Source organism: Roseibium sp. FZY0029, assembly GCF_036350355.1.
Lineage (GTDB): Bacteria > Pseudomonadota > Alphaproteobacteria > Rhizobiales > Stappiaceae > Roseibium.
In genome coordinates, this window is record NZ_JAZDVZ010000002.1 from 120,846 (window position 1) to 145,216 (window position 24,371).

20 protein-coding genes are annotated in these 24,371 nt (G+C 59.2%); 13 read left to right on the forward strand and 7 right to left on the reverse strand.

The window, feature by feature from the left end; translation table 11 throughout:
- Window positions 1-184: 184 nt before the first annotated feature.
- The 12 genes from V1T76_RS05050 (at window position 185) to V1T76_RS05105 (ending at window position 14,192) form a co-directional block, all read left to right on the forward strand.
- Window positions 185-1,177, forward strand: a complete 993-nt coding sequence (locus V1T76_RS05050) for an ABC transporter permease (RefSeq protein WP_330559521.1) — start codon at window positions 185-187, stop codon at window positions 1,175-1,177.
- Window positions 1,178-1,180: 3 nt separating this feature from the next.
- A complete protein-coding gene (locus V1T76_RS05055) occupies window positions 1,181-2,335 on the forward strand; it encodes an ABC transporter permease (RefSeq protein ID WP_330559522.1) in 1,155 nt (384 codons plus the stop codon).
- Window positions 2,336-2,345: 10 nt separating this feature from the next.
- Entirely contained in the window at window positions 2,346-3,353 is a 1,008-nt protein-coding gene (locus tag V1T76_RS05060; RefSeq protein WP_330559523.1) for an ABC transporter ATP-binding protein, read from the forward strand.
- Window positions 3,350-4,459 carry an ABC transporter ATP-binding protein gene (locus tag V1T76_RS05065; protein ID WP_330559524.1) on the forward strand — a complete coding sequence of 370 codons (1,110 nt, stop codon included), beginning with the start codon at window positions 3,350-3,352 and terminating at the stop codon, window positions 4,457-4,459. Before V1T76_RS05060 ends, V1T76_RS05065 begins: the two co-directional genes overlap by 4 nt.
- Window positions 4,460-4,471: 12 nt before the next feature.
- Window positions 4,472-5,599, forward strand: a complete 1,128-nt coding sequence (locus V1T76_RS05070; RefSeq protein ID WP_330559525.1) for a TIGR03364 family FAD-dependent oxidoreductase — start codon at window positions 4,472-4,474, stop codon at window positions 5,597-5,599.
- 9 nt (window positions 5,600-5,608) lie between these two features.
- Window positions 5,609-6,391: a phosphonoacetaldehyde hydrolase gene (gene phnX, locus V1T76_RS05075; protein WP_330559526.1), complete on the forward strand. Its 783-nt coding sequence runs from the start codon at window positions 5,609-5,611 to the stop codon at window positions 6,389-6,391.
- Window positions 6,388-7,884, forward strand: a complete 1,497-nt coding sequence (locus tag V1T76_RS05080; RefSeq protein ID WP_330559527.1) for a sulfatase-like hydrolase/transferase — start codon at window positions 6,388-6,390, stop codon at window positions 7,882-7,884. The genes phnX and V1T76_RS05080 overlap by 4 nt, the downstream gene beginning before the upstream one ends.
- Window positions 7,885-7,935: 51 nt before the next feature.
- Entirely contained in the window at window positions 7,936-8,790 is an 855-nt protein-coding gene (locus V1T76_RS05085; RefSeq protein ID WP_330559528.1) for a trypsin-like serine peptidase, read from the forward strand.
- 166 nt (window positions 8,791-8,956) lie between these two features.
- Entirely contained in the window at window positions 8,957-9,766 is an 810-nt protein-coding gene (locus V1T76_RS05090; RefSeq protein ID WP_330559529.1) for an NAD kinase, read from the forward strand.
- A gap of 144 nt (window positions 9,767-9,910) precedes the next feature.
- Window positions 9,911-10,435, forward strand: coding sequence for an Hpt domain-containing protein (locus tag V1T76_RS05095; RefSeq protein WP_330559530.1), 525 nt, complete (start codon window positions 9,911-9,913; stop codon window positions 10,433-10,435).
- A gap of 176 nt (window positions 10,436-10,611) precedes the next feature.
- A complete protein-coding gene (locus V1T76_RS05100; RefSeq protein ID WP_330559531.1) occupies window positions 10,612-12,276 on the forward strand; it encodes a caspase domain-containing protein in 1,665 nt (554 codons plus the stop codon).
- Between the two features lie 161 nt (window positions 12,277-12,437).
- A complete protein-coding gene (locus tag V1T76_RS05105) occupies window positions 12,438-14,192 on the forward strand; it encodes a caspase family protein (RefSeq protein WP_330559532.1) in 1,755 nt (584 codons plus the stop codon).
- Between the two features lie 24 nt (window positions 14,193-14,216).
- On the opposite strand, the gene V1T76_RS05110 is transcribed toward V1T76_RS05105, so the two are convergent.
- The 4 genes from V1T76_RS05110 to V1T76_RS05125 form a co-directional block, all read right to left on the reverse strand.
- Entirely contained in the window at window positions 14,217-15,284 is a 1,068-nt protein-coding gene (locus tag V1T76_RS05110; RefSeq protein ID WP_330559533.1) for a DUF2336 domain-containing protein, read from the reverse strand.
- Window positions 15,285-15,463: 179 nt separating this feature from the next.
- Window positions 15,464-16,771, reverse strand: coding sequence for a transglycosylase SLT domain-containing protein (locus V1T76_RS05115; RefSeq protein ID WP_330559534.1), 1,308 nt, complete (start codon window positions 16,769-16,771; stop codon window positions 15,464-15,466).
- Between the two features lie 336 nt (window positions 16,772-17,107).
- Window positions 17,108-17,710, reverse strand: coding sequence for a flavin reductase family protein (locus V1T76_RS05120; RefSeq protein ID WP_330559535.1), 603 nt, complete (start codon window positions 17,708-17,710; stop codon window positions 17,108-17,110).
- A 3-nt stretch (window positions 17,711-17,713) separates the two neighbouring features.
- Window positions 17,714-18,310 (reverse strand): nitroreductase family protein, encoded by a 597-nt coding sequence (locus tag V1T76_RS05125; RefSeq protein ID WP_330559536.1) that lies wholly within the window; start codon window positions 18,308-18,310, stop codon window positions 17,714-17,716.
- 341 nt (window positions 18,311-18,651) lie between these two features.
- On the opposite strand from V1T76_RS05125, the gene V1T76_RS05130 reads away from it, so the two are divergent.
- Entirely contained in the window at window positions 18,652-19,752 is a 1,101-nt protein-coding gene (locus V1T76_RS05130) for a hypothetical protein (protein WP_330559537.1), read from the forward strand.
- A 50-nt stretch (window positions 19,753-19,802) separates the two neighbouring features.
- Here the strand turns inward: V1T76_RS05130 and V1T76_RS05135 are convergent, their stop codons facing one another.
- The 3 genes from V1T76_RS05135 to V1T76_RS05145 form a co-directional block, all read right to left on the reverse strand.
- Window positions 19,803-20,651 carry a lysophospholipid acyltransferase family protein gene (locus V1T76_RS05135; protein ID WP_330559538.1) on the reverse strand — a complete coding sequence of 283 codons (849 nt, stop codon included), beginning with the start codon at window positions 20,649-20,651 and terminating at the stop codon, window positions 19,803-19,805.
- 143 nt (window positions 20,652-20,794) lie between these two features.
- Window positions 20,795-22,765, reverse strand: coding sequence for a threonine--tRNA ligase (thrS, locus tag V1T76_RS05140; protein ID WP_330559539.1), 1,971 nt, complete (start codon window positions 22,763-22,765; stop codon window positions 20,795-20,797).
- Between the two features lie 138 nt (window positions 22,766-22,903).
- A complete protein-coding gene (locus V1T76_RS05145) occupies window positions 22,904-24,370 on the reverse strand; it encodes a RimK family protein (RefSeq protein ID WP_023001096.1) in 1,467 nt (488 codons plus the stop codon).
- Window position 24,371 lies beyond the last annotated feature (1 nt).

Genomic DNA, 24,371 nt, shown 5'->3' on the forward strand with positions numbered 1-24,371 from the left:
CCCGGCACACATTTCCAGCACCTTTCATCCCTGCGATTGCAGGGCCCCCACCCCGGGACGCCACCTCCCGGATGTCCTCATCCAGAGGAGTGTGCCTCCAGACATCTGGAAGGATGGGACCTCGGAAAGACGGATAACGGTGCGATGAGTGGAAACGGGAAATCCAGGACGATGGAGAGGTTCGATGCTTCGGTTCACGCTTGAGCGCTTTGTAGGCATGGTCGTCACCATGGCCCTTGTTTCCGTCATGGTCTTCATCATCATGGAAATTCCGCCGGGCGACTACGCAGACCGCTATGCCTTCCGCAAGTTCTCCGGCACCGGCGTCAACGTCACGCAAGCCGATATCGAGGCGATCCGTTCCGATCTCGGCCTCGATAAGCCGATGATCCTGCGCTATTTCGACTGGATCGGCGGCATTGTCCTTCACGGCGATTTCGGTCAGGCCTTTGCCTTTGAAACCTCGGTCGTGAAAGTGATCGGCGACAAGGCGTGGCTGACACTCGGCATCCTGCTCACGACGCTGATCCTCACCTATACGATCTCGATCCCGGTCGGCATCTACGCCGCAGTCAAGCGCGGTTCCTCGCTCGACTACGGGCTCACCATCTTTTCCTACCTCGGTCTCGCCCTGCCGAATTTCCTTCTTGCGCTGATCATGCTCTATTTCGCCAACAAGTGGTTTGGCGCCGATATCGGCGGCCTGTTTTCCGCCACCTATCAGGACGCACCCTGGTCGTTTGCGAAACTGTGGGACCTGATCAAGCACCTGTGGCTGCCGGCCGTTGTGCTGGCCTGGTCAGCGGTCGCCTACCAGATCCAGACCATGCGCGCGACCATGTCGGACGAACTCAACCGCCTGTCCGTAACAGCTGCCCGCGCCCGCGGTGTGCCGGAAGGCAAGCTGTTGCTGAAATACCCGGCGCGGCTCGCGATCAACCCGATCGTTTCCACCATCGGCTTCGACGTCAACCGCATCTTTTCCGAACTGCCGATTGTCGCTGCCGTGCTGGGCCTGACCGAACTCGGCGAGCTGCTGCTGAAGGCCTATCTCGACCTCGACATGTATGTAGCCGGCGCCATCCTGCTGCTGCTGACCTTCATCATCGTCTTCATGAACTTCGTTTCCGATCTTCTTCTGGCGTGGCTCGACCCGCGCATCAAACTGGGGGCCTGAGCCATGACGGACGCAACAGCAGACGCCGCCCTAGCGAAACAGGAAAAAAGGGAGCGCGAGAAGCGGCTGAAATATTATTCAGCCTCACAATGGACCCTGATCTGGTGGCGCTTCCGCCGTCACCGTGCCGCCATGGTAGCCGGCCTGATCCTGGGCTTGATGGCCTTCCTTGGTCTCTTCGCTGAATTCGTCGCCCCTTACGGCCCGACCACCCGCGATACTGATTACATCGACGGCGCGCCGCAGATCCCGATGTTCTGTGACCACAACGGCTGCTCCTACCAACCATTCATCCACGGCGTCAGCACCAAGCGCGACCCGGTAACCTTGCGCGCCATTTCGGTGCCCGATCCGGAAAAACGGGTCTATGTCACGTTTTTTGCCACCGGCGAAGCCACAACGATCCTGGGTGTCCTTCCCACCAGCATTCATCTTTTCGGTCTGTCTGAACCGGATGCAAAGCTGCACTTGTGGGGAACGGACGACCTCGGCCGGGACGTCTTTTCCCGCACCCTGTATGCGACCCGTACATCGCTCTCCATCGGTGTCCTCGGCGTGCTGATCTCGTTCGTTCTTGCGCTCATGATCGGCGGCATTGCCGGTTACGCCGGTGGCATGACTGACAATGTTATCCAGCGTGTCACGGAAGTGGTCCGCGTGGTGCCGATCATTCCGCTCTATATGGGCCTGGCGGCGGCCATGCCGAAGGAATGGTCGACCACGCAGGTCTATTTCGCAATGACGCTGATCCTCGGACTGTTCGGCTGGCCGACACTTGCCCGCCGGATCAGATCGCAACTTCTGTCGATACGGGGCGAGGACTATGTGGTGGCCGCAAGACTGGCAGGCGCGCGCCCGGGGCGCATCATCGGCCAGCACATGCTGCCAAGCTTCACCAGCTTCATCATCGTCGACCTGGTGATCTCCTTCCCCTACATGATCCTGTCGGAGACCGCACTTTCCTTCGTCGGCCTCGGCCTGCGGCCACCGACCGTTTCCTGGGGCGTCCTGTTGCAGCAGGCTCAATCCGTGCGCGTGATCGAGCAAACCCCCTGGCTGTTCATTCCCGCCATCTTCGTGGTGGTCGCCGTTTTGGCGTTCACCGTCATCGGCGACGGTCTGCGTGACGCGGCCGATCCCTATAGCGAAGCCCGATAGGAGAGCTCCCATGCTGAGCGTCGAAAACCTCTCCATATCCTTCCGGACAGACGAAGGCCTGATCACGCCGGTCCAGGGTGTGAGCTTCAAGGTCGAGGCCGGCAAGACCCTCGGGCTTGTCGGCGAAAGCGGCTCCGGCAAGTCGATCACCACCAAGGCTCTGATGCGGCTTCTGCCCCGCAATGCGTCTCTCTCCGGCGAAACCCGCATCACTTACCGCGCCAAGGACGGCAAGGACGTCGAGATCCACAAGATCAAGCCAAACGCCCGCTCCCTGCGCCATTTGCGCGGCGGCGAAATCGGCATGATCTTCCAGGAGCCGATGGCAAGTTTCTCTCCGGTCTATACCATCGGAAACCAGATGATGGAGACAATCCGCCTGCACCGTGGCTGTGGCAAGCGCGAAGCCCGGGAAATGGCCGTCGAAATGCTGAACAAGGTCGGCATTTCCAACCCGTCTGAACGCGTTGATCAGTATCCGCACGAAATGTCAGGCGGCATGCGCCAGCGGGCGATGATTGCCCTGGCGCTTTCCGCCGGTCCTGCGCTCCTTATCGCCGACGAACCGACCACCGCTCTGGATGTCACCATTCAGGCCCAGGTGCTGGACCTGATGCGCGACCTGCAGCGCGACCTCGGCATGGGCATGATCTTCATCACCCACGACCTTGGCGTTATCGCCCAGATAGCTGACGAGGTAGCGGTGATGTACCTCGGAACGATTGTCGAGCGCGGCGCGACCCGTGACGTCATCCGCGCTCCCAAACACCCCTATACCCAGGGCCTTTTGAAGGCGATTCCGAGCCTGGACACGTTGCACGACCGGCTGTCGCCTGTACCGGGCGACATCCCGAGCCCGACGGAACGGCCGACCGGCTGTCCGTTCCACACGCGCTGCCCGGACTTCATCAGCGGCATCTGCGACGTCAACACTCCGTTTGAAGTCTCTCCGGTTGCCGGACGCTCTGTCCGCTGCTGGCTGCACAGCGACGTGCAAGGCGGAAGGAGCGCAGCATGAGCACGAGCGACGTTTTGATTGAAGTGAAGAACCTTGAGGTTCTCTTCCCGATCAGGAAAAAGAAGCTGTTTTCTTCCGAGGTCCGGCAGTTGCGCGCCGTCGACGGTATTTCGTTCGATATCAAACGCGGGGAGACTGTCGGCCTCGTCGGCGAATCCGGCTCCGGCAAGACAACTGTCGGCCGTGCGATTCTGCGCGCCATCGACCCGACCGGCGGCGACGTGGTCTTTCACACCAATGGCAACGATGTCGATCTGACCAGGGTGGAAGGCGAAGAACTCCGCGAGTTCCGCCAGCACATGAACATGGTCTTTTCGGAAGGTCCCGTTCAGCTTTCGACACTTGGCGCCGACCGTCTGCGCCTGTTCCGTTCCAAGATGAGCCTGGTGTTTCAGGACCCTTACTCTTCCCTCAATCCGCGCATGACCGTTCGCGACATCATCGCCGAGCCGCTGATCGCCTCCGGCATGATGAAGGATCGCGAAGCCATCGACGTCCGAGTGCGCGAGATCGCTGAACGCTGCAAACTGAACCTGGAACACCTGCGTCGGTTTCCACACGCCTTTTCCGGCGGTCAGCGCCAGCGCATCTGCATTGCCCGAGCGCTTGTCTCCAGGCCCGATTTTGTCGTATGCGATGAAAGCGTATCGGCACTGGACGTCTCTATTCAGGCGGAAATCGTCAACCTGTTGAAAGATCTACAGGAAGAGATGGGTGTCGCCTTTCTGTTTATCGCACACGATCTTTCCGTCGTAGCGCAGATGAGCCACCGGGTCGCGGTGATGTATGTCGGCAAGTTCGTGGAATACGCCCCCACTGAAAAACTCTTCTTCGAACCGAAACATCCCTATACGCACGCGCTGTTGTCAGCGATCCCTCAGGCCGATCCGGATGTGGAGTTCAATCCGATCAAACTGGAGGGTGAAATTCCGAACCCGCTCGACGCTCCCTCAGGCTGCCGCTTTCACAGCCGCTGCCCCTTCGCCAGGGAACTCTGCGCCAGCGAGGTTCCTGAATGGCGCGAGGTTACATCCGAGCATTTCGTGGCTTGCCATTTCACCGAAGAGTTCGAATTCTCAAGACCAAACAGAAATACAAAAAACTAAGAGCAGCCTGGAATGAGACAGAAATCGTATGACCTTGCGGTTGTCGGCGCGGGGATAGTCGGACTCGCGCACGCCCTCGCAGCATCAAGGCGCGGCAAGAGCGTCGTCGTCATCGACCGAGACAGTTACGCCAATGGCGCGTCCATCCGCAACTTCGGTTTCGTGACGGTGACAGGCCAACAGGCGGGCGACTGCTGGCAGAAGGCGTCGCGCAGCCGTCAGGTTTGGGGGGAAGTGGCAGATGCCGCCCGCATACCGCTGTTGCACGAAGGTCTGACCATGACCGCGAGACTGCCGGAATCCGAAGCTGTCATCGACGCGTTTCTGAAGACCGAAATGGGGGCTGACTGCCGGCGCCTGACGGCCGCTGAAGCAGCCCTCAAGGTTCCCCGGCTGAGACAGGATAAAATCAGCTGCGCGCTCTATTCTCCTCTGGAAGTGAGAGTGGAATCCAGGGATGCCCTGCCCCAGATCGCCAATTGGCTGGAAGAAGCACATGCGGTCGACTTTCTCTGGCAGACAAGCGTCAATTCCGTCGAAACGCCTAAACTGGAAACCTCCCGTGGAACCGTACTCGCGGAGGCCGTGATCGTCTGCCCCGGCGACGATGGCACGACGCTTTTTTCTGACCGGATCGCCGCCTATGAAGTCACGCGCTGCAAACTCCAGATGTTGCGCGTCACCCCTCGCAATCGCATCGACCTTGGCACCGCTGTCATGTCCGATCTCGGCCTCGCCCGTTACCTTGGCTATGCCGAACTCCCCGAAGCAGAACCCTTGAAAGCCCGACTGGAGCAGGAAATGACCGCCCATCGAGACAATGGCATTCATCTGATCGTGGTCCAGTCGGAAGACGGCAGCCTCGTCGTCGGCGACAGCCATCATTACGGCGCGACACCCGATCCCTTCATCGAAAAGGCCGTCAACGACCTGATCCTGGGCGAGATGGAGACGATCCTCGATCTTGGCCCGTACGACATCTCTGAAACCTGGATCGGCACCTATGCCTCCGCCCCTGACCGCTGGCGCTTCACCGATGCGCCGGACGATGCGACCCGCATTGTCGTTGTCACGGCCGGCTGCGGCGCCTCAACAGCCTTCGCCATTGGCGAGGAAACCATTGCCGATCTCTACGCGTGAGGAAACAACATGAGCAAGTTCAAAGCCGTGGTCTTCGACTGGGCCGGCACCATGATCGATTTCGGCTCCTTTGCCCCCATGGGTGTCTTCGTAAAAGCCTTCGAGACATTCGGCATTACCGCATCCATTGATCAGGCCCGTGGCCCCATGGGTAAACCCAAGTGGGACCATATCCGCTCCATGATGGACGATCCGGACATCAGCGCGCAATGGACCGCCAAATATGGCCATGCGCCGACGGATGCCGACGTTGACAAGGTCTACAAGATCTTCGTGCCGATGAACGAGGAAGTCGTCGCCGATTTCGCCGATCTGGTACCGGGAGCCGCTGATGTGGTTAAAACTCTGCGCGCCAAGGGCATGAAAATCGGTTCGACCACCGGCTACACCCGCTCGATCATGGCGCGTGTCCTGCCGAAAGCCGCCGAACAGGGCTATGAACCCGACAATCTCGTCTGTGCCGACGATCTTCCGGAAGGCCGTCCCGGCCCGCTCGGCATGTATCAGTGCTTTGTCGATCTGGTGGCCTATCCGCCAAGCGCGGTCATCAAGGTCGACGATACCGAACCCGGCATCGCCGAGGGTGTCGCGGCCGGCTGCCTGACGGTGGGACTTGCCCTGTCCGGCAACTACGCCGGCAAGACGCCGGAAGAACTTGCCGCACTTTCGGAGGATGAGGTTGACGCCCTGCGCCAGCATGCAACGGTACAGCTCAAGAAAGCCGGTGCGGATTACGTGATAGATACAGTCGCGGATCTGCCGGCCCTGATCGAGCAACTGGAAGCGGCATGACCCGTCCGAACATTCTGCTGATCACCGCGGACCAATGGCGAGGCGATTGCCTCGGCACAGTTGGTCATCCGGTTGTTCAGACCCCCAACCTCGATGCCTTCGCCGAAACGGCAACCGTCTTCGAGCAGCACTACGCGGCAACGGCTCCCTGTTCTCCTGCACGGGCGTCGCTCTATACCGGGCTCTATCAGATGAACCATCGGGTCGTCTGCAACGGCGCCCCACTGGACGACCGGTTCGACAATATCGCCCGTGCCGCCCGCCGTGCCGGGTATACGCCGACACTGTTCGGCTACACCGACACGTCGCCGGACCCGCGCCGGCACCACCCGAACGATCCTGTTTTGTCCTCTTATGAAGGTGTTCTGCCTGGCTTCTGGGTGCGACAGCCCCTCGCAGAGGACGACAAGCCCTGGCTGTCCTGGTTGGCCGCACGCGGTCACGATCCAGCCGGTTTTCAGACCATCCACCACGTGGAACCTGAAGACGGGGAACAGGTCAGCCTCCGCCCGGCCCGATACGCCAGGGACGAAACCCAGACCGCCTTCCTGACGAATGCCTTCCTTACATGGCTCGGCGAACAGGAAGAAGACCAGCCCTGGATGGCCCATATCTCTTTCCTGCGCCCGCATCCGCCAATCGCAGTCCCCGCTCCCTATAACGCACTTTACGATCCGGAAGATGGCCCCGGCTTTTCAGGCGCACCAAATGCTGCTGACGAAGCTTCATTCCACCCCTTGGTGGCAGCCCTTCAGGATTATCAGCAGCTTGGCACGCACCTGCCGGGCACTTCGGCCTTCGTCCGCGATCTGACCCGGCGCGACCTGAAACGGCTTCGTGCGCTTTACTACGGCATGATCACCGAGGTGGATGCGCAACTTGGCCGGATCTTCGAGGCGCTGGAACACCCAAACAACACGCTGATCATCTTCACCTCCGATCATGCGGAAATGATGGGCGACCACTGGATGCTCGGCAAAGGCGGGTTTTACCGCCAGAGCTACCACATCCCCCTGATGATCCGCGCACCGGGAGCTGTCAGCGCGAACCGGGTCTCCGCTTTCACGTCCTCGACCGATATCTTTCCGACCCTGCTGGATCTGTTTGACATCGCCCCTGAACATGCCCCGGACGGTGCAAGCTTGATGCCTTATCTTTCCGGCCAAACGCCACTCACCTGGCGCGATGCCGCCTTGTGGGAATTCGACTACCGGCTGTTTCTGAAAAAATGGCCTGAAAAGTTTCCGGCACCCGCTCACGAAGACTCTCCCGCAGCCCTGTGCAGGCTCGGCCAGGATTGGCAATTCGTGCATTTTTCCGGATTGCCGAACATTCTCATGAAGGCGGCGCCCAGCCAGAGTGTTCCGGTGAACGAAGCCGCCCAGCACCCGGACCAGGTCATTGCCAACCTTGACGCCCTGCTGGGAGCGAGAATGCGACACAACGACGAAACGCTGGCCCGCACTCAGGTCTGGGACTATTACCCGAAATAGCGCGGCCTTTCGCCAATCCGCTTAGGATCGCATTAAGCCGGGAGCGGCAAAATGAGCCCTCCGGGAGGGCGCTGGAACATGCAGGCGATATTGCGAAACAATCGGCGGTTTGGATTTGCGGGCCAGCCAGGTCTGCGCACCTTCGCCCTTGTCGCCCTCGCTCTGTTCTGGCTCAAACCGGCGTCAGCCGATGCAATCGACCTCAAGGTCATCGACTCTACCGATGCACCATGGACTTCCATCGGCCGCGTCAACTTTGCCGGTTACAAGTCGACGGCCATGTGCACCGGAACCCTGATAGCGCCAGATCTCGTACTCACCGCCGCTCATTGCCTTTACAACAGATCGACAGGCAGACCCTTACCGGTTGATGATCTCCTGTTCATCGCCGGTGTTCGCCGCGACGCCTACTCGGCCCGCCTGGTGCCCGCTTGCGCACTTACGGCGGAAGGCTTTGAACTGGCGCAAAAACCCAAGCTTCGGGACATCCACAAGGACGTCGCCCTCATTGTGCTCAAGAAACCAAGCACGTTGCCACCCGTTCCGGTTCTGGCTCCGGAAGAAGCCGCAATACTCACCCGGGAGACAAGATTTCAATCCGCTGGCTATCGCCGCAGCCGCCGCTTCCTGCCCACGGTTGTGCCTGCCTGCCGCGTGCTGGGCACGACGGAGGAAACTTGGGTGACGGATTGCGCGTCGGAAGCAGGCGCGTCCGGCGGGCCGCTTCTGGTCGAAACACCGAACGGGCTCCGGGTTGCCGGTATCATGTCTGCTAGGATCAATGACGTGCAATCAGCCATCGTGCCTTTTTATGCATGGCAGGAGCTTCTGGCCAATCCGCGCTGCCCAAAGCAGAGCGCTCTTGAGGCCCCGTCCCTCAGATCATCTCTGGGTGCGGACGACTGACGCCCACGCGGCGTACGGAGATAATCCGGACTGAAAACAAATTTTCTCTGCACCTCTGCCTGTCACCCGGTTATGGTGCTACTTCCGTAAGTTCGGCCAGGAGCCTGTTCGCAACGCGAGCGGTTGTCTGTCCGACAGACTGCAAGACGCAAAGATTCCCCGGCTCATGTACCAATCCGCGCCTCCTTCCAGTGCCGAACACTTCCGTCCGGTTTCCACCGACAAGCTTGCGTTTGTCGCAAGCGACACGGAGGAAGCACTCAAGGCACAGGACGATCTGTCCGCACGATATGGCAATGTTCCCGTGGCCGAGGCCGATGTGATCGTTGCACTCGGCGGCGATGGCCTGATGCTGCAGACCCTTCACAGGCACATGGGCAGCGGCAAGCCGATCTATGGCATGAACCGTGGATCTGTCGGCTTTTTGATGAACGAATACCGCGAATTCGACCTGAAGGACCGGCTGGCCCTGGCCGACATCACGACTATCCGCCCCCTGGAAATGACGGCGACAACCGCAAACGGCATTCATCACGCGCTGGCCATCAATGAAGTTTCATTGCTGCGTCAGACGTCGCAGGCCGCCCGGTTGCGCATATCGGTTGACGGGCGTGTCCGGCTGGAAGAACTCGTTTGCGACGGCATCATCGTCGCCACCCCGGCCGGCAGCACCGCCTACAATCTGTCAGCGCACGGTCCGATCCTGCCGATTACCGCCCAGCTGCTTGCGCTCACCCCTATCAGCGCATTCCGGCCCCGGCGCTGGCGCGGCGCAATCCTGCCCAATGGGGCAAAGGTCGACATCGAGATACTGGATCCCTTCAAACGCCCGGTCAGTGCGTCGGCGGACCACACCGAAATCCGTGATGTCACCCACGTTGCGGTGCGTGAGGCGGCAGAGGCGGAAGGTGTGATCATGTTCGATTCCGACCACGGCTGGGACGAGCGCATCCTCACAGAAATGTTCCGCTATTAGGTTCAAGGCACCCTCGCGGAAAGACCCTGTTAAGTATGATTGCCGATACTGCGGGGCGCAGGCTCCGGCAAACGGTAGTCATGAGGTGTCGCTTGCGCGCTCTCAAGGCCGGACCAAGCCAGGATAAAGAGGACATTTGCCGTCATGGCCGACACTGCCAAGGACCAGGAATATGAAATCTTGTCCCCGCCATCGGACTTGCGCAGCAAGGTTCGGGAGCTGACACCTCGCGAGGCGAAAAAATTCGATCCGGTCAAGGCAGCCGAAGCAGCGCTGGCACGCTTGTCCTCCCACTTCGGCACCTGGATGGACAACGAAAGCGCCACTTTGCTTCGTGCCTGGGAAACCGTTCGGGCCGAAGGATTGAACGACGAAACCCTGGCGGGCCTGTTTCAGGCCGCGCACAACATCAAGGGCCAGGCCCTGACACTTGGCTTTCCGCTGGTCGGTCAGGTCGCCGCCAGCTTCTGTCATCTGATTGAAACCGTACCCTCTCCCGACAAGTTGCCCCTGTCTCTTGTCGAACGCTACGTCGAAGCCATTCGCGCCATGGTGGCCGAAGGCGCAAAGGACGAAGCCAACAAGACCGGCGTCGAACTGCTGAAAACCCTGCAAGGGGTGACAGAAGACTATCTGGCACAGTTCCCGCCGAAAGAGGACGAAAGCTGACCTGCCGCCAGATCCGTTTCGAACGGCATTTGTGCCGCAAGGTCAAAGAGTTGATTGACACAGAATTCAGCCGCGCATAGCATCCCGGTTATTCATGGAGAACGACCGTGAAACATTTATTCTGTTTCTTTTTTCTTTTATTGCTGTCTTTGACTTCCGCACATGCCGAACGAAGAGTGGCACTTGTCATTGGAAACTCCGGCTACGCCAACGTCGCGGAGTTGAAGAACCCCTATAACGATGCACAGGGCATGTCGGAAAAACTGGAGGACCTCGGGTTCGATGTCGTTACCGGCCTCGACCTGAGCCTGAGGGACATGCGCCAGACGGTGCGTGCCTTCATCAAGAAGCTCGACAGCGCGGATCTTGCCCTGTTCTTCTATGCAGGCCACGGCATTCAGGTAAATGGCGAGAATTATCTCGTCCCCGTCGACGCCCAGCTCGATACCCATCTCGACCTGGACTTCGAAACGCTGCCCGCAAACCTCGTGTTGAATGCCATGGAGCAGAGCACGAAGGTGAACCTGGTCTTTCTGGATGCGTGCCGGAACAATCCCTTCACAGAGAACCTTGCCCGGTCCATGGGAACGCGATCAAGCGCTGTTGGCAGAGGCCTTGCGAAGATCGGCTCCGGGGTCGGCTCCCTCATTTCCTTTGCCACGCAGCCTGGCAATGTCGCGCTTGACGGCGATGGGAAGAACAGCCCCTTCACTTCTGCCCTTATCAAGCATCTCGGCACCCCCGGTCAGGACATCACGCGCGACCTCGTGATGGTGCGCCGCGATGTTCTGGAGGCGACCAAAGGCCAACAGGTCCCGTGGGACAATTCTTCGCTGACAGGTGAAGTCATCCTGAAAGCCATGGAAGTAGTCGAACCGCCGGAAGAAAAGAAACCGACGATCAACCCGCAGATCGAGCTGACCTACTGGGACAGCATCAAGTCCGGTCAGAATGCGGCCTATTTCGAGACCTATCTGTCTCGCTATCCGGAAGGCCAATTCGCTGATATCGCCCGAATCCGTCTGGACGAGATCAAGGCAAAGGCTGAAAGCGACAAGGCCAGGCAGGCGAAACCGGACACCACGGCTGAAATCACCTACTGGCAGACGATCCAGAATTCGACCCGGCCGGAGATGTTTGAGAGTTATCTCGGCAGATACCCGAACGGGATCTATGCCGACCTTGCCCAGCTGAAAATCCAGTCGATCAAGAGCCAGGCCGAAGCGGATGCGCGCCGCAAAGCCCAGGCCATCGCGTCTGCGGCGAACTCCTCTGCCGAAAGAACGACAACCAGGCCAGACGACGAAATTACCGTTGCTGCGTTGACGCCCGACGAAACACCTTCAACCACATCGCCAGCCCCGGTGTCGTTGCTATCGCCTGAAGAGCTGGCAACGGCCCTTCAGACTGAACTCAACCGTGTCGGCTGTTCGGTTGGCCGGGTTGATGGCGACTGGGGTAACAGAAGCCGTCAGGCACTACGAAGCTATGGCCGCGAAGCCGGCATTGATCTGGCTTCGCTCGACCCGGACCCGGCCATCCTTGACCAATTGAAGAAATCGACCGGACGCGTTTGCCCGCTGACCTGTGGACGGAACCAGGAACTCAAGAACGGCCGCTGTGTCGCAACCAGAAAACCTGAACCGTCGGGCAACAGCACCAAGCCGAGCACCAAGACCCAAAAAGCCGACAGTTGCCCCAAAAACCCGACCGTTTATGGCAACAAGGTCATCGGCAAGGTGCCCGGCGTCGGACTACAGACGTTGACGCACCCTTGCGGCAGAAAGCTTGCTTGCAAAGGCTCGAAGGCGAGTTGGATATTGGCCTGTAAATGGATTTAACCGACCGGCCAAAGCCTGATTTTGTGAGTTAAGTGTTGAATTTTTCCAGCGAGCCCGTGATCTGAATTGCGATCCCGGCTCGCCGGGGTGCCCTGCGGGAGTGTCGACGGCATTGTTTTGCTTGCCAACTCTCGAGGGTCGGTAGGTTTGGAGAACCGCCTGTGAAGCAGATACTTGCATGCCTGTTGCTTCTTTTGTTTGCCGCAAGTGCGGCACATGCCGAACGCCGTGTCGCACTTGTGATCGGTAATTCCGGTTATGAACATGTCACCCGACTGACCAATCCCGACAACGATGCCAAGGGCATGGCTGAAAAACTGACCAGTCTGGATTTCGAGGTCGTGACCGGCACCAATCTGTCGCTTCGGGACATGCGAAAGACTGTGCGGGAGTTCATCGCCAAACTCGAAGGTGCGGATCTTGCCTTGTTCTTCTACGCTGGCCACGGCCTTCAGGTGAATGGCGAGAACTATCTGGTGCCGATCGACGCTGAACTGAGTTCCTACGTCGATCTTGAATTCGAGGCGATGCCGGCAAATCTCATTCTCAATGCCATGGAGCATTCCACCAAGGTCAATCTGGTTTTTCTCGATGCCTGCCGGAACAATCCGTTGGCTGAAAATCTGGCACGGTCCATGGGCACCCGCTCCGGCTCTGTTGGCCGGGGCCTTGCCAAGATCGGCTCTGGCGTCGGCTCTCTGATTTCCTTTGCCACCCAACCAGGCAACGTCGCGCTTGATGGCGAAGGCAAGAACAGCCCCTTCACCACGGCCCTGCTGAAACATCTCGGCACACCCGGACAGGATATTACCCGGGATCTGGTGATGGTCCGCCGGGATGTGCTGGAGGCAACCAAGGGACAACAGGTTCCCTGGGACAATTCCTCTCTTACAGGCGAAGTCATCCTCAAACAGCTCGAGATGGTGCAGCCTGCCGAACCCGAACAGCCCGCGATCAACCCGCAAATCGAACTGGCCTACTGGGATTCAATCAAATCCGGCGAATCCATTGCCTATTTCGAGACCTATCTGACCCGATACCCGGACGGCCAGTTTGCCGATATCGCACGGATCCGGATCGATGAGCTCAAGAGCCGCGGCGAGGCAGAAGCTGCCCGCAACGCGAAGCCCGACACCTCCGCTGAAATTGCCTTCTGGCAGTCAATCCAGAACGCCACCCGGCCGGAAATGTATGAAACCTATCTGGAGCAATATCCGGAAGGGATCTACGCCAAGCTTGCAAGGCTGAAGATATCGTCGCTTGAACAGCAGGCGGAAGCGGCAGCTGCTGCCGCCGCTGCGGCAAAGGCAGCCAGGGCCGCCGAAGCCTCCAACCCAACGCCCCCTGCTCAGCAGACAACGGTTGCCGCCCTGACCCTGCAGGAGACCGTATCAACCGTATCACCGACGGACATTGCTCCTACAAGCAGCAGTCGCTCACTCTCGCCTGAAGAACTCGCAACTGCAATGCAAACAGAATTGAACCGCCTCGGGTGTTCGGTTGGACGTGTAGACGGCGACTGGGGGAACCGCAGCCGGCAGGCGTTGAAAACATTTGGCAAGGAAGCGGGTGTCGAACTTGCGTCACTGGACCCGGACGCAACCATACTTGACCGCCTGAAACAGTCGACAGGCCGTGTCTGCCCACTGACATGCGGCCGGAACCAGGAACTGAAGAACGGCAAGTGCATCGCCGTTCGTCAGGAGACACCTTCAAAATCAAACGAAAAGTCGACCTCAAGCAAGACGGCACAATCAAGCGGCGCTTGCCCGGCCGATCCCACAGCCTCGTCCAGAAGGCTGGTCAGTTTCAACTATAGACAGATAACCGCTGTTGCGACACATCCGTGCGGGCGACAAGTGGTTTGCAACAAGCCGCAGAGCAACGTTCATCCATTCAAATGTTTCTGGAAGTAATCCGCTAAGAGGTGGACAAGCGGCCTAAGCGGCCGCTGTCACCTGAAGACCGCCGTTCTTCACCAGAAGCCTCGCTTCCAGGCGCGCAACGTCGATGGCGAAGCGGCGCAGGAACGCGGTGACGTCTTCGTCCGCGCCCAGGGCACCGTCCTGCATTTCCGAAAGCAGCGTTTCCGTCAGCATGCGGGCTTCGTCCAGCGCCAGATCGTAGGTGAAATCGGCATCCGCCTGCCGGGCAATATCGATGGCCAACAGGAAGGCCTGGTGCGCCCGCAGAGGCAGACCAGCCTTGCGGAGCATGGCCTGCAGCGCCGACCGGCGAACCGTCACCAGAAGCTTGCACAGCCTCGGCAGCGGCACCTGGCCCAGATTGGCAAGAGCTGCAGCGAAAAACCGCAGACGTCCACAGCAGACGGCACGCAGCAACAAGCGCGTGGTCAGCTTGCCATTGATCCGCAGGTGCTCGACGAATTCCGGCAGATCTTCCACGCCGGCTTCCAGAGCCAGCCGCAGCACGACCTTGTCTTCCGCATCGCTCAGGAAGGTGTGGCGCTGGTTTTCCGGAACCCGCTCCAGCACGATCGGATGATCGTCCAGATTCTGCGCAAGCCGCATCAGCAACTGGTAGCGCGTGGTTAGCGGCAGATCCCGGGTTTTGAGAAGCTGATCGCACAGATCCGGTCGGTCCTCGAACCTTTGCGCGATACGCAGAAGCGAAGACTGCAGAATACGCGCGCTTCTGTTTTCCAGAAGCTGCCTGCACGCCTGCTCGCAGCCGACCTCGCAGATGGCCGCGCACACCGAAGCTGGCAGGCCTTCGCGCGATGCTATGGCGCATTGAACGGTGTCGCTGCCTTCTGCAAGAAGGTCGACCAGCTCGACGTCCGTCAGAATGGGGGAGTGTTTCAGAACAGGCAAAGCCACTTCATCGACATCGCTTGCAAGGCAGCGCACGACATGACCGGGAGCATAGGCACTCGACGCAAGCAGGTTCGCGATCGCCTTGCGGACGGCGCGGCTGGGATCGTCGAGAAGTATCGTCAGGGCTGCTGCCATGCTGATCTGTTCCTGGCTGCCCGGTTCGGCTGCCAAATAACGTTCCGCGAATTCTTGCGCGGCCCGTATATCCAAGGAGCGCTCGTCAACTTCGTTCAGAGGGTGAAAGTCGTATGCATTCATGGCGGTAAAACAATCTTCCCAAGTGTCGACTGTAAGTCTGACATCAAAGGCTTAACGATCGGTTCACCATAATTTTGCCAGGTTCTCCGGCATCAGGCAGGTGGCAACAGGTCCTTTTGCTCTTCTTCGGCTTTCTGGCGGAGAAAGCGCGTCAGATCCAGCGGTCCACCCTGATTGACCAGCGCCAGTTCCTGTGCCTGAACCTGGTTGGAGGTTCCGGACAGGGCGCTGAAACGGGCAGCCTCCTCCACCGCCGCAAAGGCGGAGGCGAATCGCGGATTGACGCCTGCCTGGTTCGAAGCCGCATCGTTGCGGAACAGGGCTTCAAAGGGATTGGCTGTTTCCGTTGCCTGGAAAGCCGACAGAACTCTGTTGCCCGCATCGAAATTTTCGCCGTCGATAGCCGACTGTCGCGTTTCCTGCGGAACCGGTCGATTGGACGTCACCGCTCCGGTGCTCTCTTCCAGAAAGGCTGCACTCGCTGTTGAGGTTACGCTTTGGTCCGCTCCCCGCTCAGGCAACGGCACGTCGGCCTGCGCAAGCTGAAACAGCTCTTGCTGTGGAACCTGGGGAACACCGCTGTCGGCTCTCGCAATCTGCCCCGGCCCTGCCGGCTTCGACCGCAGGGCAAAAGCCGCTGCCGGGTCTCCTGCCAGATGATCGAAGGAATTCTGATTGATCGTTGCCGCCCCTTCCGCGGGCTTGGCGTTGGGAAGCGTCGCGACCTGTCTCAGCTCTCCGGAGGTCCGCAGGTTCTTGTTGGTGCTGGCCTGCGCGATCATCGTCACGGCGTCATGTTTGGAAACGATGACCTCGTAGACTTCCTGCATCGACCGGGCCTTGCCATTGGAATGGTAGAAGATCGGCTTGTTGGCACGGGCTTGAGCGGAAAAAATCTTGTCGGCGCGCATGTCCGGGCTCTCGCCGGCGGCCCCAATCAGCCTGCTGGCCCCATTCGCCCCGAGAAAATGAGCCATGTAGAGCTCGCCATCGGTCGGCGCACGACCGATTCTGCGCTCCAGGTATTGCGCATTTTTCTGTGTTAACGCCCCTGCCATCATCGAAGAGATTTCCGGATCCTTGCGAAGGTCGAGAATCTCCCGCCGCATTTGCGGGTCGCTCACATAGAACTTTCCGTTCCTGGATCGTTGAATCTGATCAGAGTATTTTTCAAGACCGTGTTTCGGACCAGCTTCCTTCATTGTTTCCAGCCAGGTGGATTCAATGAACTGGAACAACCCGGTGGCGCTGGATGTCCTGGCCTTTGCCGTGGGGTTAAATGACGATTCTCGCGCAGCTGTCTTGACCAGGTAGTCGAATGACGTACCCGTTGAAGTACTCGCAGACTGAAACGCAAGCTCGATCCTAGACGCGATCGAGGCGGTGTCAGCAACTCGCATGACCCTGTCTCCTCGACGGAACCAAATTATCACTTCATTAACCTTCAGCGTTAACTTTCACGCCCAAAAGGTTAACAAAACCTTAACAACACACAGGCAGGGATCTAGGCAACTACAGGCGAGTCTTTTTTCTTTTGAGCCTGGACAGATCTACTTATGTCGAAAGCCGGTAATGTGGACAGCCAAGAGGCAACCGGCTATTTCCTTTGGAAAAACGCACCAGGAAAATATCGACTACATTATTCGAATAACTCTGATTTCCATGAGTCGGCAAGTCAGAAAAAAGGCGCCGACTCAGCCGGCGCCCCCAATAAACCGCAATCAGGCGAACAGGCGTCAGGCTTTGGGCCGCCCCATCTGGAACACCTCGGTCACGGACGCATAGTCCATGTAGCCAAGCCGCGACAAAGGCTTGTAAAGCGTCACATCCACCATGCCATCGACGAGAATGCTGTCGTCAATGTGGATGCCGACGACCTGACCGAAAACCACGTAATTGTCGGTTTCGCTTCCCGTCAGTGTCTTCAGCCGCAAGGTCTGCAGGTGTTTGCACTCCAGCGCGGTTACGGCCTTGGCAACGCGTGGGGGGGTCACCAGTTGCGAGGCAGCCATTTCCAGTCCTGCCAGATCGAACTCGGAAACCCCGTGCTCGACCGGAGCGGAACTCTGGTTCATCTCATCCTTCAGGCCAAAACTGGCCATGTTGCAGACGAATTCGCCGGTTGCGTCGATGTTGGAGACGCTGTCCTTGTATCCGCTCGAAGAGAACATCACGATTGGCGGCGTGTCACACACAGCGTTGAAGAAGCTGTAAGGCGCCAGATTGGCTTTGCCGTCCTTGTCGAGGCTGGAAATCCAACCGATCGGACGCGGTGCGACGATGGCCTTGAAGGGATTGTGCGGCAATCCGTGGTCGTTTTTTTCCGTTTCGTAGAACATGGGTCAGTCGGTCTCTGTCCAGGTGGAAACAATGTCGGCAAGGTTGGGACGCGGGCGCTCGAAAGGCGGCTGTGTCGGAGTTCCGATATGAATGAACCCGGCAAACCGCTCTCCGTCGCGCGCGCCAAGATAGCGTGCAGCCTCTTCATCAAAGGCAAACCATTCTGACAGCCACTGCGACGCAAACCCCGAGGCAGCCGCGGCTGTGACGAGGTTCATGCACACCGCACCAGCGGAAAGCTCCTGTTCCCAGACCGGGATTTTCGGGTGTTCGGCGGCCTGGCTCAGAACACCTATCACCAGCGGAGCACGGGTGAAACGGGTCAATTCCTTTTGCCGCTGGTCACTGTCGAGCGGGCCGTTGAGGGCTTCACACCGATCCGCCAGCCAGGTCCCTATCGTGTTGCCCTGCTCCGGCCGGTAAATCACGAAACGCCAGGGCGCCAGCTTTCCATGGTCGGGCACACGCGCTGCAATGGTCAGGATATCGCTGATCTGTTCGTCAGACGGTCCCGGCACCGTCATGGTAACGCAGGGATGTGAGCGGCGCTGCCTCAGAAACTCCAGAGTTGCCGACGATCCGGCGCTGTAACTTGGCATGAATAGATCCTGTCCGCCTGTTGCAATCGTACGATCCACGTAATTCATTGACCGTAATTGTCAACTTTGATCGCGGCGTCTTGAATTTGCCCAATTTCCGGGCGCATTAAAGGATACTACCGCGGTGTGGTGAATCCCGACTTTGCCGTCGTCGTTTCTCGGATGCCCTCTGTGCGACGGGAATGCGAAGAACCGCACTGAAAACAGAAACATAGCCGTTACCCTCGCCCCAGTGCCATTGCACACGGCAAAGCGGACCGGATCTCCAGGGTCGGTTTCGGGTGACGAATGCCTCAAAAGACTGGTAAAAGTCTGCGAGTCAAAATGATAACGATGTGGGCATGGTAAATTCAGATCCCTACTCTGGCCGATCAGCTTTGAAGCGCGCCATCAAAAGCAGCGCCGTCTGTTTGATGCTGAGTGCCGCCATCGCCATGGGCGCGGCACCTGCCTCGTGGGCACAGACATCGGAGGTTCCGCCGACTCCGATGGAAAAACCGGATCCCAACGCCCCTTCCCCGCCCTCCGAAGAACCGATCATCAATCTTCTTGACCGCGAACCGGAACCCCTCTTTTCCGACACGCTTGTTCCCTATGCCCCAGCCCGCGCCACCTCTCCTGGTGTCAAGGGCGGCCTGCGTCAGGGTGCGCTTTACCTGATGGCGAAGCTGACGCCCGACAGCCCGCCCCTGAACGAGGGCCTCATCTGGCGGATCTATTCGGAAACGACCAATGCGGACGGACGCCTGCAACTGGTCGCAACGTCCCAGGGCGGCGATGCGGAATTCCGGCTCGACCCTGGCACTTACCTGATCCATACCTCCTACGGCTACGCCCAGGCGACCAACCGCATCGTCATCGGCAAGGAAGTCCAGTCGAAAATGGTGACGCTCAACGCGGGCGGCATCAAGTTTGGCGCGGCACTGAAAGATGGTGAAGACCTCGACGGGCGGGCTGTTGCCTTCGATCTCTATGGCATGGATTTCAATCAGCGCGGCGAGCGCAATCTGATCGCCAGCAATGTCAAGCCGGGCTCCATTCTGCGCCTCGGTGCAAACACCTATCATGTCGTCAGTAAGTACGGCGATGTGAATGCCGTCGTGCGCGCAGACATCCAGGTGTTGCCGGGCAAGCTTACCGAAGCGACGATCTTCCACAAGGCTGCCGGCATCACGCTCAAGCTGGTCAATGAACGCGGCGGTGAAGCCATCGCAAACACGACCTGGTCCGTTCTGAGCCCCGGCGGCGATGTCGTCGTGGAAGCAACAGGCGCATTTCCCGACTTCGTGCTGGCAGAGGGTGAATATGAAGCCCTGGCCCGCAACAACGGCCGCACCTACCTGCACACCTTCCAGGTGGAACCGGGCGAAGACCGCGAAGTTGAAGTGGTGACCTCCGTCAGCGAACTGGCAAGCCAGCAGCAGTCCAGCATCAGCAACTAAGCTGCGGCGGGTGCTCCGCTTCTCACATTTCCGAACTCTTGGAAGCGGGATTACTGGCGCCGGCCCAACAAACGCCGGCTCCTTGCCGGCGGTGCCATCTCCATGACCTTTGTCTGCAGGAAATCCATGATCTCCTTCTGATCCCCAAATCCGGACAGCGTTTCAAAGGGGATTGGCCTGCCGGCCCGCGCCGTCATCACGGACCCGAGGATGCGGCGGAATTCGCGCACGAGCAGCGCCAGGCGAAGGGTCAGAGAGTATTTGCTGACCAGGTGGAACAGCCAGGAGTTCTGTCCGTCGAAATAAAGCGGCAGAACGGTTGCTCTTGACGAGCGGATCATCTTGGCGGTGAAGGTCTTCCACGGCAGTTCTTCGGCCCGCCCGAACGGCTTGGCGGCCGTTGCCACCCCTCCACCTGGGAACACGATGATTGTCGTGCCTTCCTGCAGCAGACGCAGAGCCTCCTTGCGGGTGGCCATATTGGTCTTGAGCGCTTCCTTGGTTTCCTCGAAATCGACCGGTAGAGAGAATGGCCGGACCTCGGGCACCTTCAGCAGTTCGTTGTTGATCAGGATCTTGAAGGGGCGGCCAAGCTTTTCCGCAAGTGCCAGGATCGCAAGCCCGTCGCCGATCCCATAGGGATGGTTGGCGATAAGCACCAGCGGACCTTCCGGAAGGTCTTTCGGCGGCCATTCGCCATCGGCGACCGAAACGTTGAGGTTGATCAGGCCAAGAAGGTCGTTCCAGATGTAGTCGGACGTCCCGACCATCGTCTCCTTCCACACCTCATAGATGTTGACCAGCTTCCGACGGCCGGAGAGGCCTTCGATCGTGCGGATGGTCCAACGCTTCAGCGGTGGATGCTGAGGATTGGCGTAACTGAATTCAGCGTAGTTCACGGCAGTCGTCTTGACCCTGATGAAACGGTGGCAAATCCGGAACCCAATACCAGACATCCTGTTTCATGATTGTGACAGCACATTGCCCTGATGCCAGGACAATGTGCAAGCTGTCAGATTTTCCCTTAATCCGAGGGAAACTCTTACTTCAGGTCTGGCGGTGTCGCTTCTTCGACAAACGCTGCAATCGCCTCGTCCAGGCCCATCGGAGTCTGGTCCTTGGAACCCAGACGGCGCACGTTCACGGTCCGCTCTTCGGCTTCCCGCATACCGCACACGATGATCACCGGAACCTTGGCCAGCGAATGTTCGCGGACCTTGTAGTTGATCTTCTCGTTGCGGAAATCAGTCTCGACCTTGAGACCTTTCGCCTTGAGCAGATTCGCCACTTCCTGGCCGTAGTCATCGGCTTCAGAGGTAATCGTCGCAACCACGATCTGGAGCGGGGCAAACCACAGCGGGAAGTGTCCGGCAAAGTTCTCGATCAGGATGCCGAGGAACCGTTCCATGGAGCCGCAGATCGCGCGGTGGATCATCACCGGCGTCTTCTTCTCGCCGTCCTTGTCGACATAGAAGGCACCAAAGCGTTCGGGAAGGTTGAAGTCGACCTGCGTCGTGCCGCACTGCCATTCACGGCCGATGGCATCACGCAGGGTGTATTCGAACTTCGGCCCGTAGAAAGCGCCCTCACCCGGCAGGATGTCGGTTTTCACCCGGCCGCCGGACTGGGCTTCAATCTGCTTCAGAACGTCGGACATGATCGCTTCGGCATGATCCCACGCCTCATCGGTGCCAACGCGCTTTTCCGGACGGGTGGACAATTTCACCACGATCTCGTCGAAGCCGAAGTCCTTGTAGACCGACAGAATGAGATCGTTGATCTTCAGGCACTCGTCCGCCATCTGCTCTTCGGTACAGAAAACGTGGGCATCGTCCTGCGTAAAGCCGCGCACACGCATCAAACCGTGCAGCGCCCCCGACGGCTCATAGCGGTGCACCATGCCGAACTCGGCAAGGCGCATCGGCAGATCGCGGTAGCTCTTCAGCCCGTGCTTGAAGATCTGCACGTGGCCGGGGCAGTTCATCGGCTTCAGTGCGAAAACACGCTCGTCCTCGGCTTCCGGATCGGCGCACTGCACGGAGAACATGTTCTCCTTGTACCAAGTCCAGTGACCGGAGGTTTCCCAGAGCGACGTGTGCAGCACCTGCGGCGCGTTCACTTCCTTGTAGGTGTCCTTCAGAACCCGGCGCTTGTAGGCGATCAGGCTCTGGAACATGTCCCAGCCCTTCGGATGCCAGAAGACCACGCCCGGGCCTTCTTCCTGGAAATGGAACAGGTCCATTTCCCGGCCCAGCTTGCGGTGGTCGCGCTTCTCGGCTTCTTCCAGCATGTGAAGGTAGGCCTTGAGCTCCTTCTCGCTGTGCCAGGCCGTTGCGTAGATGCGCGTCAGCATTTCGTTGTTGCTGTCGCCGCGCCAGTAGGCACCGGCCACTTTCATCAGCTTGAAGGCATCGCCGATCTGCCGGGTGGAAACCATATGCGGCCCCCGGCACAGATCCAGCCACTGGCCCTGCTTGTAGATCTTCAGTTCCTGATCTTCCGGGATCGCATCAACGAGCTCGACCTTGTAGGTTTCGCCCTTGGCTGCGAAATAGCGCTTGGCTTCGTCGCGGCTCCACACTTCCTTGGTGAACTGCGCACCGCGGCCGATGATCTCGCGCATCTTCTTTTCAATGACCGGCAGCTCTTCCGGCGTGAACGGCCAGTCGGCGCCCGTGTCCGGGTGAACGCGCTTGAAGTCGTAGTAAAAGCCGTTTTCGATCACCGGACCGATGGTCACCTGGGTACCGGGCCACAGCTCCTGCACGGCTTCAGCCATGACGTGGGCAGCATCGTGACGGATCAGTTCAAGGGCGCGCGGGTCGTCGCGGGTGACGATCTCGATCTGGTGATTGCCGCTGATCGGGTCGGTGAGATCTTTCAGTTCCCCGTCGAGGGCCATCGCCACGGCCTTTTTGGCCAGCGACTTGGAAATGCCTTCGGCGACGGCAAGGCCAGTGGTGCCTGGCTCGTAATCGCGCACGGAATTGTCGGGGAAAGTAAGTTCAATCATCGGTTTTCTCCTGCTCACTCCTGCAGACAAGGCAGGTAAGCTGTTCAAAGGAAATGGAACGGGCCGGGCATACGGGATTCAAACTAATCCGGCAACCTTTTCCGAAGCATTTCCCTTGAATTGGCACCCGGTGTTGCCCTAGCGCGCCTCCAGGCGGCGCACGAACCAGCGGATGAGCTGATCCCAGACAGCGTCCTTTTCAGCCAGATCCTCAACCCCGTGATCGAGATTGGGATTGTCGTTGATCTCGATGACCACCACCCGCTCGCCGATCACCTTCAGGTCGACGCCATAAAGACCGTCACCAATCAGGCGCGCCGCGCGAACCGCGATGTCGATCACCGCCGGTGGCGTTTCAGCCATGGAAACGGTCTTGAACCCGCCCTCGACGGCTTTCTTGCCGGTCTCGTGCCGCACGATCTGCCAGTGTTTCTTGGCCATCAGATACTGGCAGGCAAACAGCGGTTCGCCGTCCAGCACACCAATGCGCCAGTCGAAGTCCGTCGGGCAGTATTCCTGCGCCAGCAGAATGGCGCTTTCCTGGAAAAGTTCTTTCAGCTTCTCCTTGATGGGTTCGGCGCCTGTCACCCGGAACACACCGCGGCTGAAGGAGCCGTCCGGGATCTTGAGGACAATCGGCGAGCCGAGCTTGGCTTCAAGATCGCCGGCCTCTTTCAGGGAAGACAGAACGATGGTCTTGGGCGTCGCAATGCCGTGGCTGGCCAGAAGCTCTGTCAGATAGACCTTGTTGGTGCAGCGGATCATCGACACCGGATCATCGATCACCGGCATGCCTTCCTGCACGGCACGCCGGGCAAAACGGTAGGTGTGATTGTCGATGTTGGTGGTCTCGCGAATGAACAGCGCATCGTATTGCGCCAGCTTGTCGAGATCGCCCTTGCCGATCGGCACGACCTCAACCCCGTGGCGCGCGGCAACCTTGGCCATATGCTTCAGCGAGGCTATGGAAGACGGCGGCAGTTCTTCCTTGGGGTCGGACAGAACTGCCATTGCGTATTTCATCAATGCACGCTGTTTCGGAGCCCGCCAGGGACGTGTCGTATAGCTTTCCACTGCTGCCAGAAATTGCGCGCGCTCTTCCGCCTCAAGGTCATTCACCGCCAGCACGCGGATGCGCTTGATGCTGCGCCACTCGCCCTCTTCCAGCAGAACCTCCAGCACCGGCGCACGGAACCAGTCGAACAGCAGTCGCGCGAATGGCTCAAGTGCGGGGTCGCCAACCTGGCCGAGATAGATCAGCAACCGCGAGACCGCACCTGCAGCTTCCGGTGCCATCTTGCGCAGGCAGCGGTTCAACCGGTCTTCCAGTTCCGGCAAGGCATGCTGGTAGAGCTGCTTGCGGGACAGTTCGATCATGGTCTCGACAACCGGCACCACCCGGTGCTGGCGCGCTTCGGCCAGAAGCGACGCATAATAGCCAGCGCCCTGATAGGCATAGGATCGCGACAGGTTGAGGATGGTCGGCTTGGCACCGGTAAACAGTTTCGGGTGTGTCAGATACTCCCGGACGGTCATGACCTTGTGCGGCGTTTCCGTGTTGGAGAGGTCTTTGAGGTTGTCGACCAGAATGACCCAGGAAGACATT

Bases quoted from the DNA above. Each gene is read 5' to 3' on its own strand.
- phnX (WP_330559526.1), top strand. From the start codon at position 5,609: ATGAGCAAGTTCAAAGCCGTGGTCTTCGACTGGGCCGGCACCATGATC.
- V1T76_RS05055 (WP_330559522.1), top strand. From the start codon at position 1,181: ATGACGGACGCAACAGCAGACGCCGCCCTAGCGAAACAGGAAAAAAGG.
- V1T76_RS05050 (WP_330559521.1), top strand. From the start codon at position 185: ATGCTTCGGTTCACGCTTGAGCGCTTTGTAGGCATGGTCGTCACCATG.
- V1T76_RS05130 (WP_330559537.1), top strand. From the start codon at position 18,652: ATGGTAAATTCAGATCCCTACTCTGGCCGATCAGCTTTGAAGCGCGCC.
- V1T76_RS05070 (WP_330559525.1), top strand. From the start codon at position 4,472: ATGAGACAGAAATCGTATGACCTTGCGGTTGTCGGCGCGGGGATAGTC.
- V1T76_RS05080 (WP_330559527.1), top strand. From the start codon at position 6,388: ATGACCCGTCCGAACATTCTGCTGATCACCGCGGACCAATGGCGAGGC.
- V1T76_RS05120 (WP_330559535.1), bottom strand. From the start codon at position 17,710: ATGTTCTACGAAACGGAAAAAAACGACCACGGATTGCCGCACAATCCC.
- V1T76_RS05145 (WP_023001096.1), bottom strand. From the start codon at position 24,370: ATGTCTTCCTGGGTCATTCTGGTCGACAACCTCAAAGACCTCTCCAAC.
- V1T76_RS05125 (WP_330559536.1), bottom strand. From the start codon at position 18,310: ATGCCAAGTTACAGCGCCGGATCGTCGGCAACTCTGGAGTTTCTGAGG.
- V1T76_RS05085 (WP_330559528.1), top strand. From the start codon at position 7,936: ATGAGCCCTCCGGGAGGGCGCTGGAACATGCAGGCGATATTGCGAAAC.
- V1T76_RS05115 (WP_330559534.1), bottom strand. From the start codon at position 16,771: ATGCGAGTTGCTGACACCGCCTCGATCGCGTCTAGGATCGAGCTTGCG.
- V1T76_RS05065 (WP_330559524.1), top strand. From the start codon at position 3,350: ATGAGCACGAGCGACGTTTTGATTGAAGTGAAGAACCTTGAGGTTCTC.
- thrS (WP_330559539.1), bottom strand. From the start codon at position 22,765: ATGATTGAACTTACTTTCCCCGACAATTCCGTGCGCGATTACGAGCCA.
- V1T76_RS05090 (WP_330559529.1), top strand. From the start codon at position 8,957: ATGTACCAATCCGCGCCTCCTTCCAGTGCCGAACACTTCCGTCCGGTT.
- V1T76_RS05095 (WP_330559530.1), top strand. From the start codon at position 9,911: ATGGCCGACACTGCCAAGGACCAGGAATATGAAATCTTGTCCCCGCCA.
- V1T76_RS05060 (WP_330559523.1), top strand. From the start codon at position 2,346: ATGCTGAGCGTCGAAAACCTCTCCATATCCTTCCGGACAGACGAAGGC.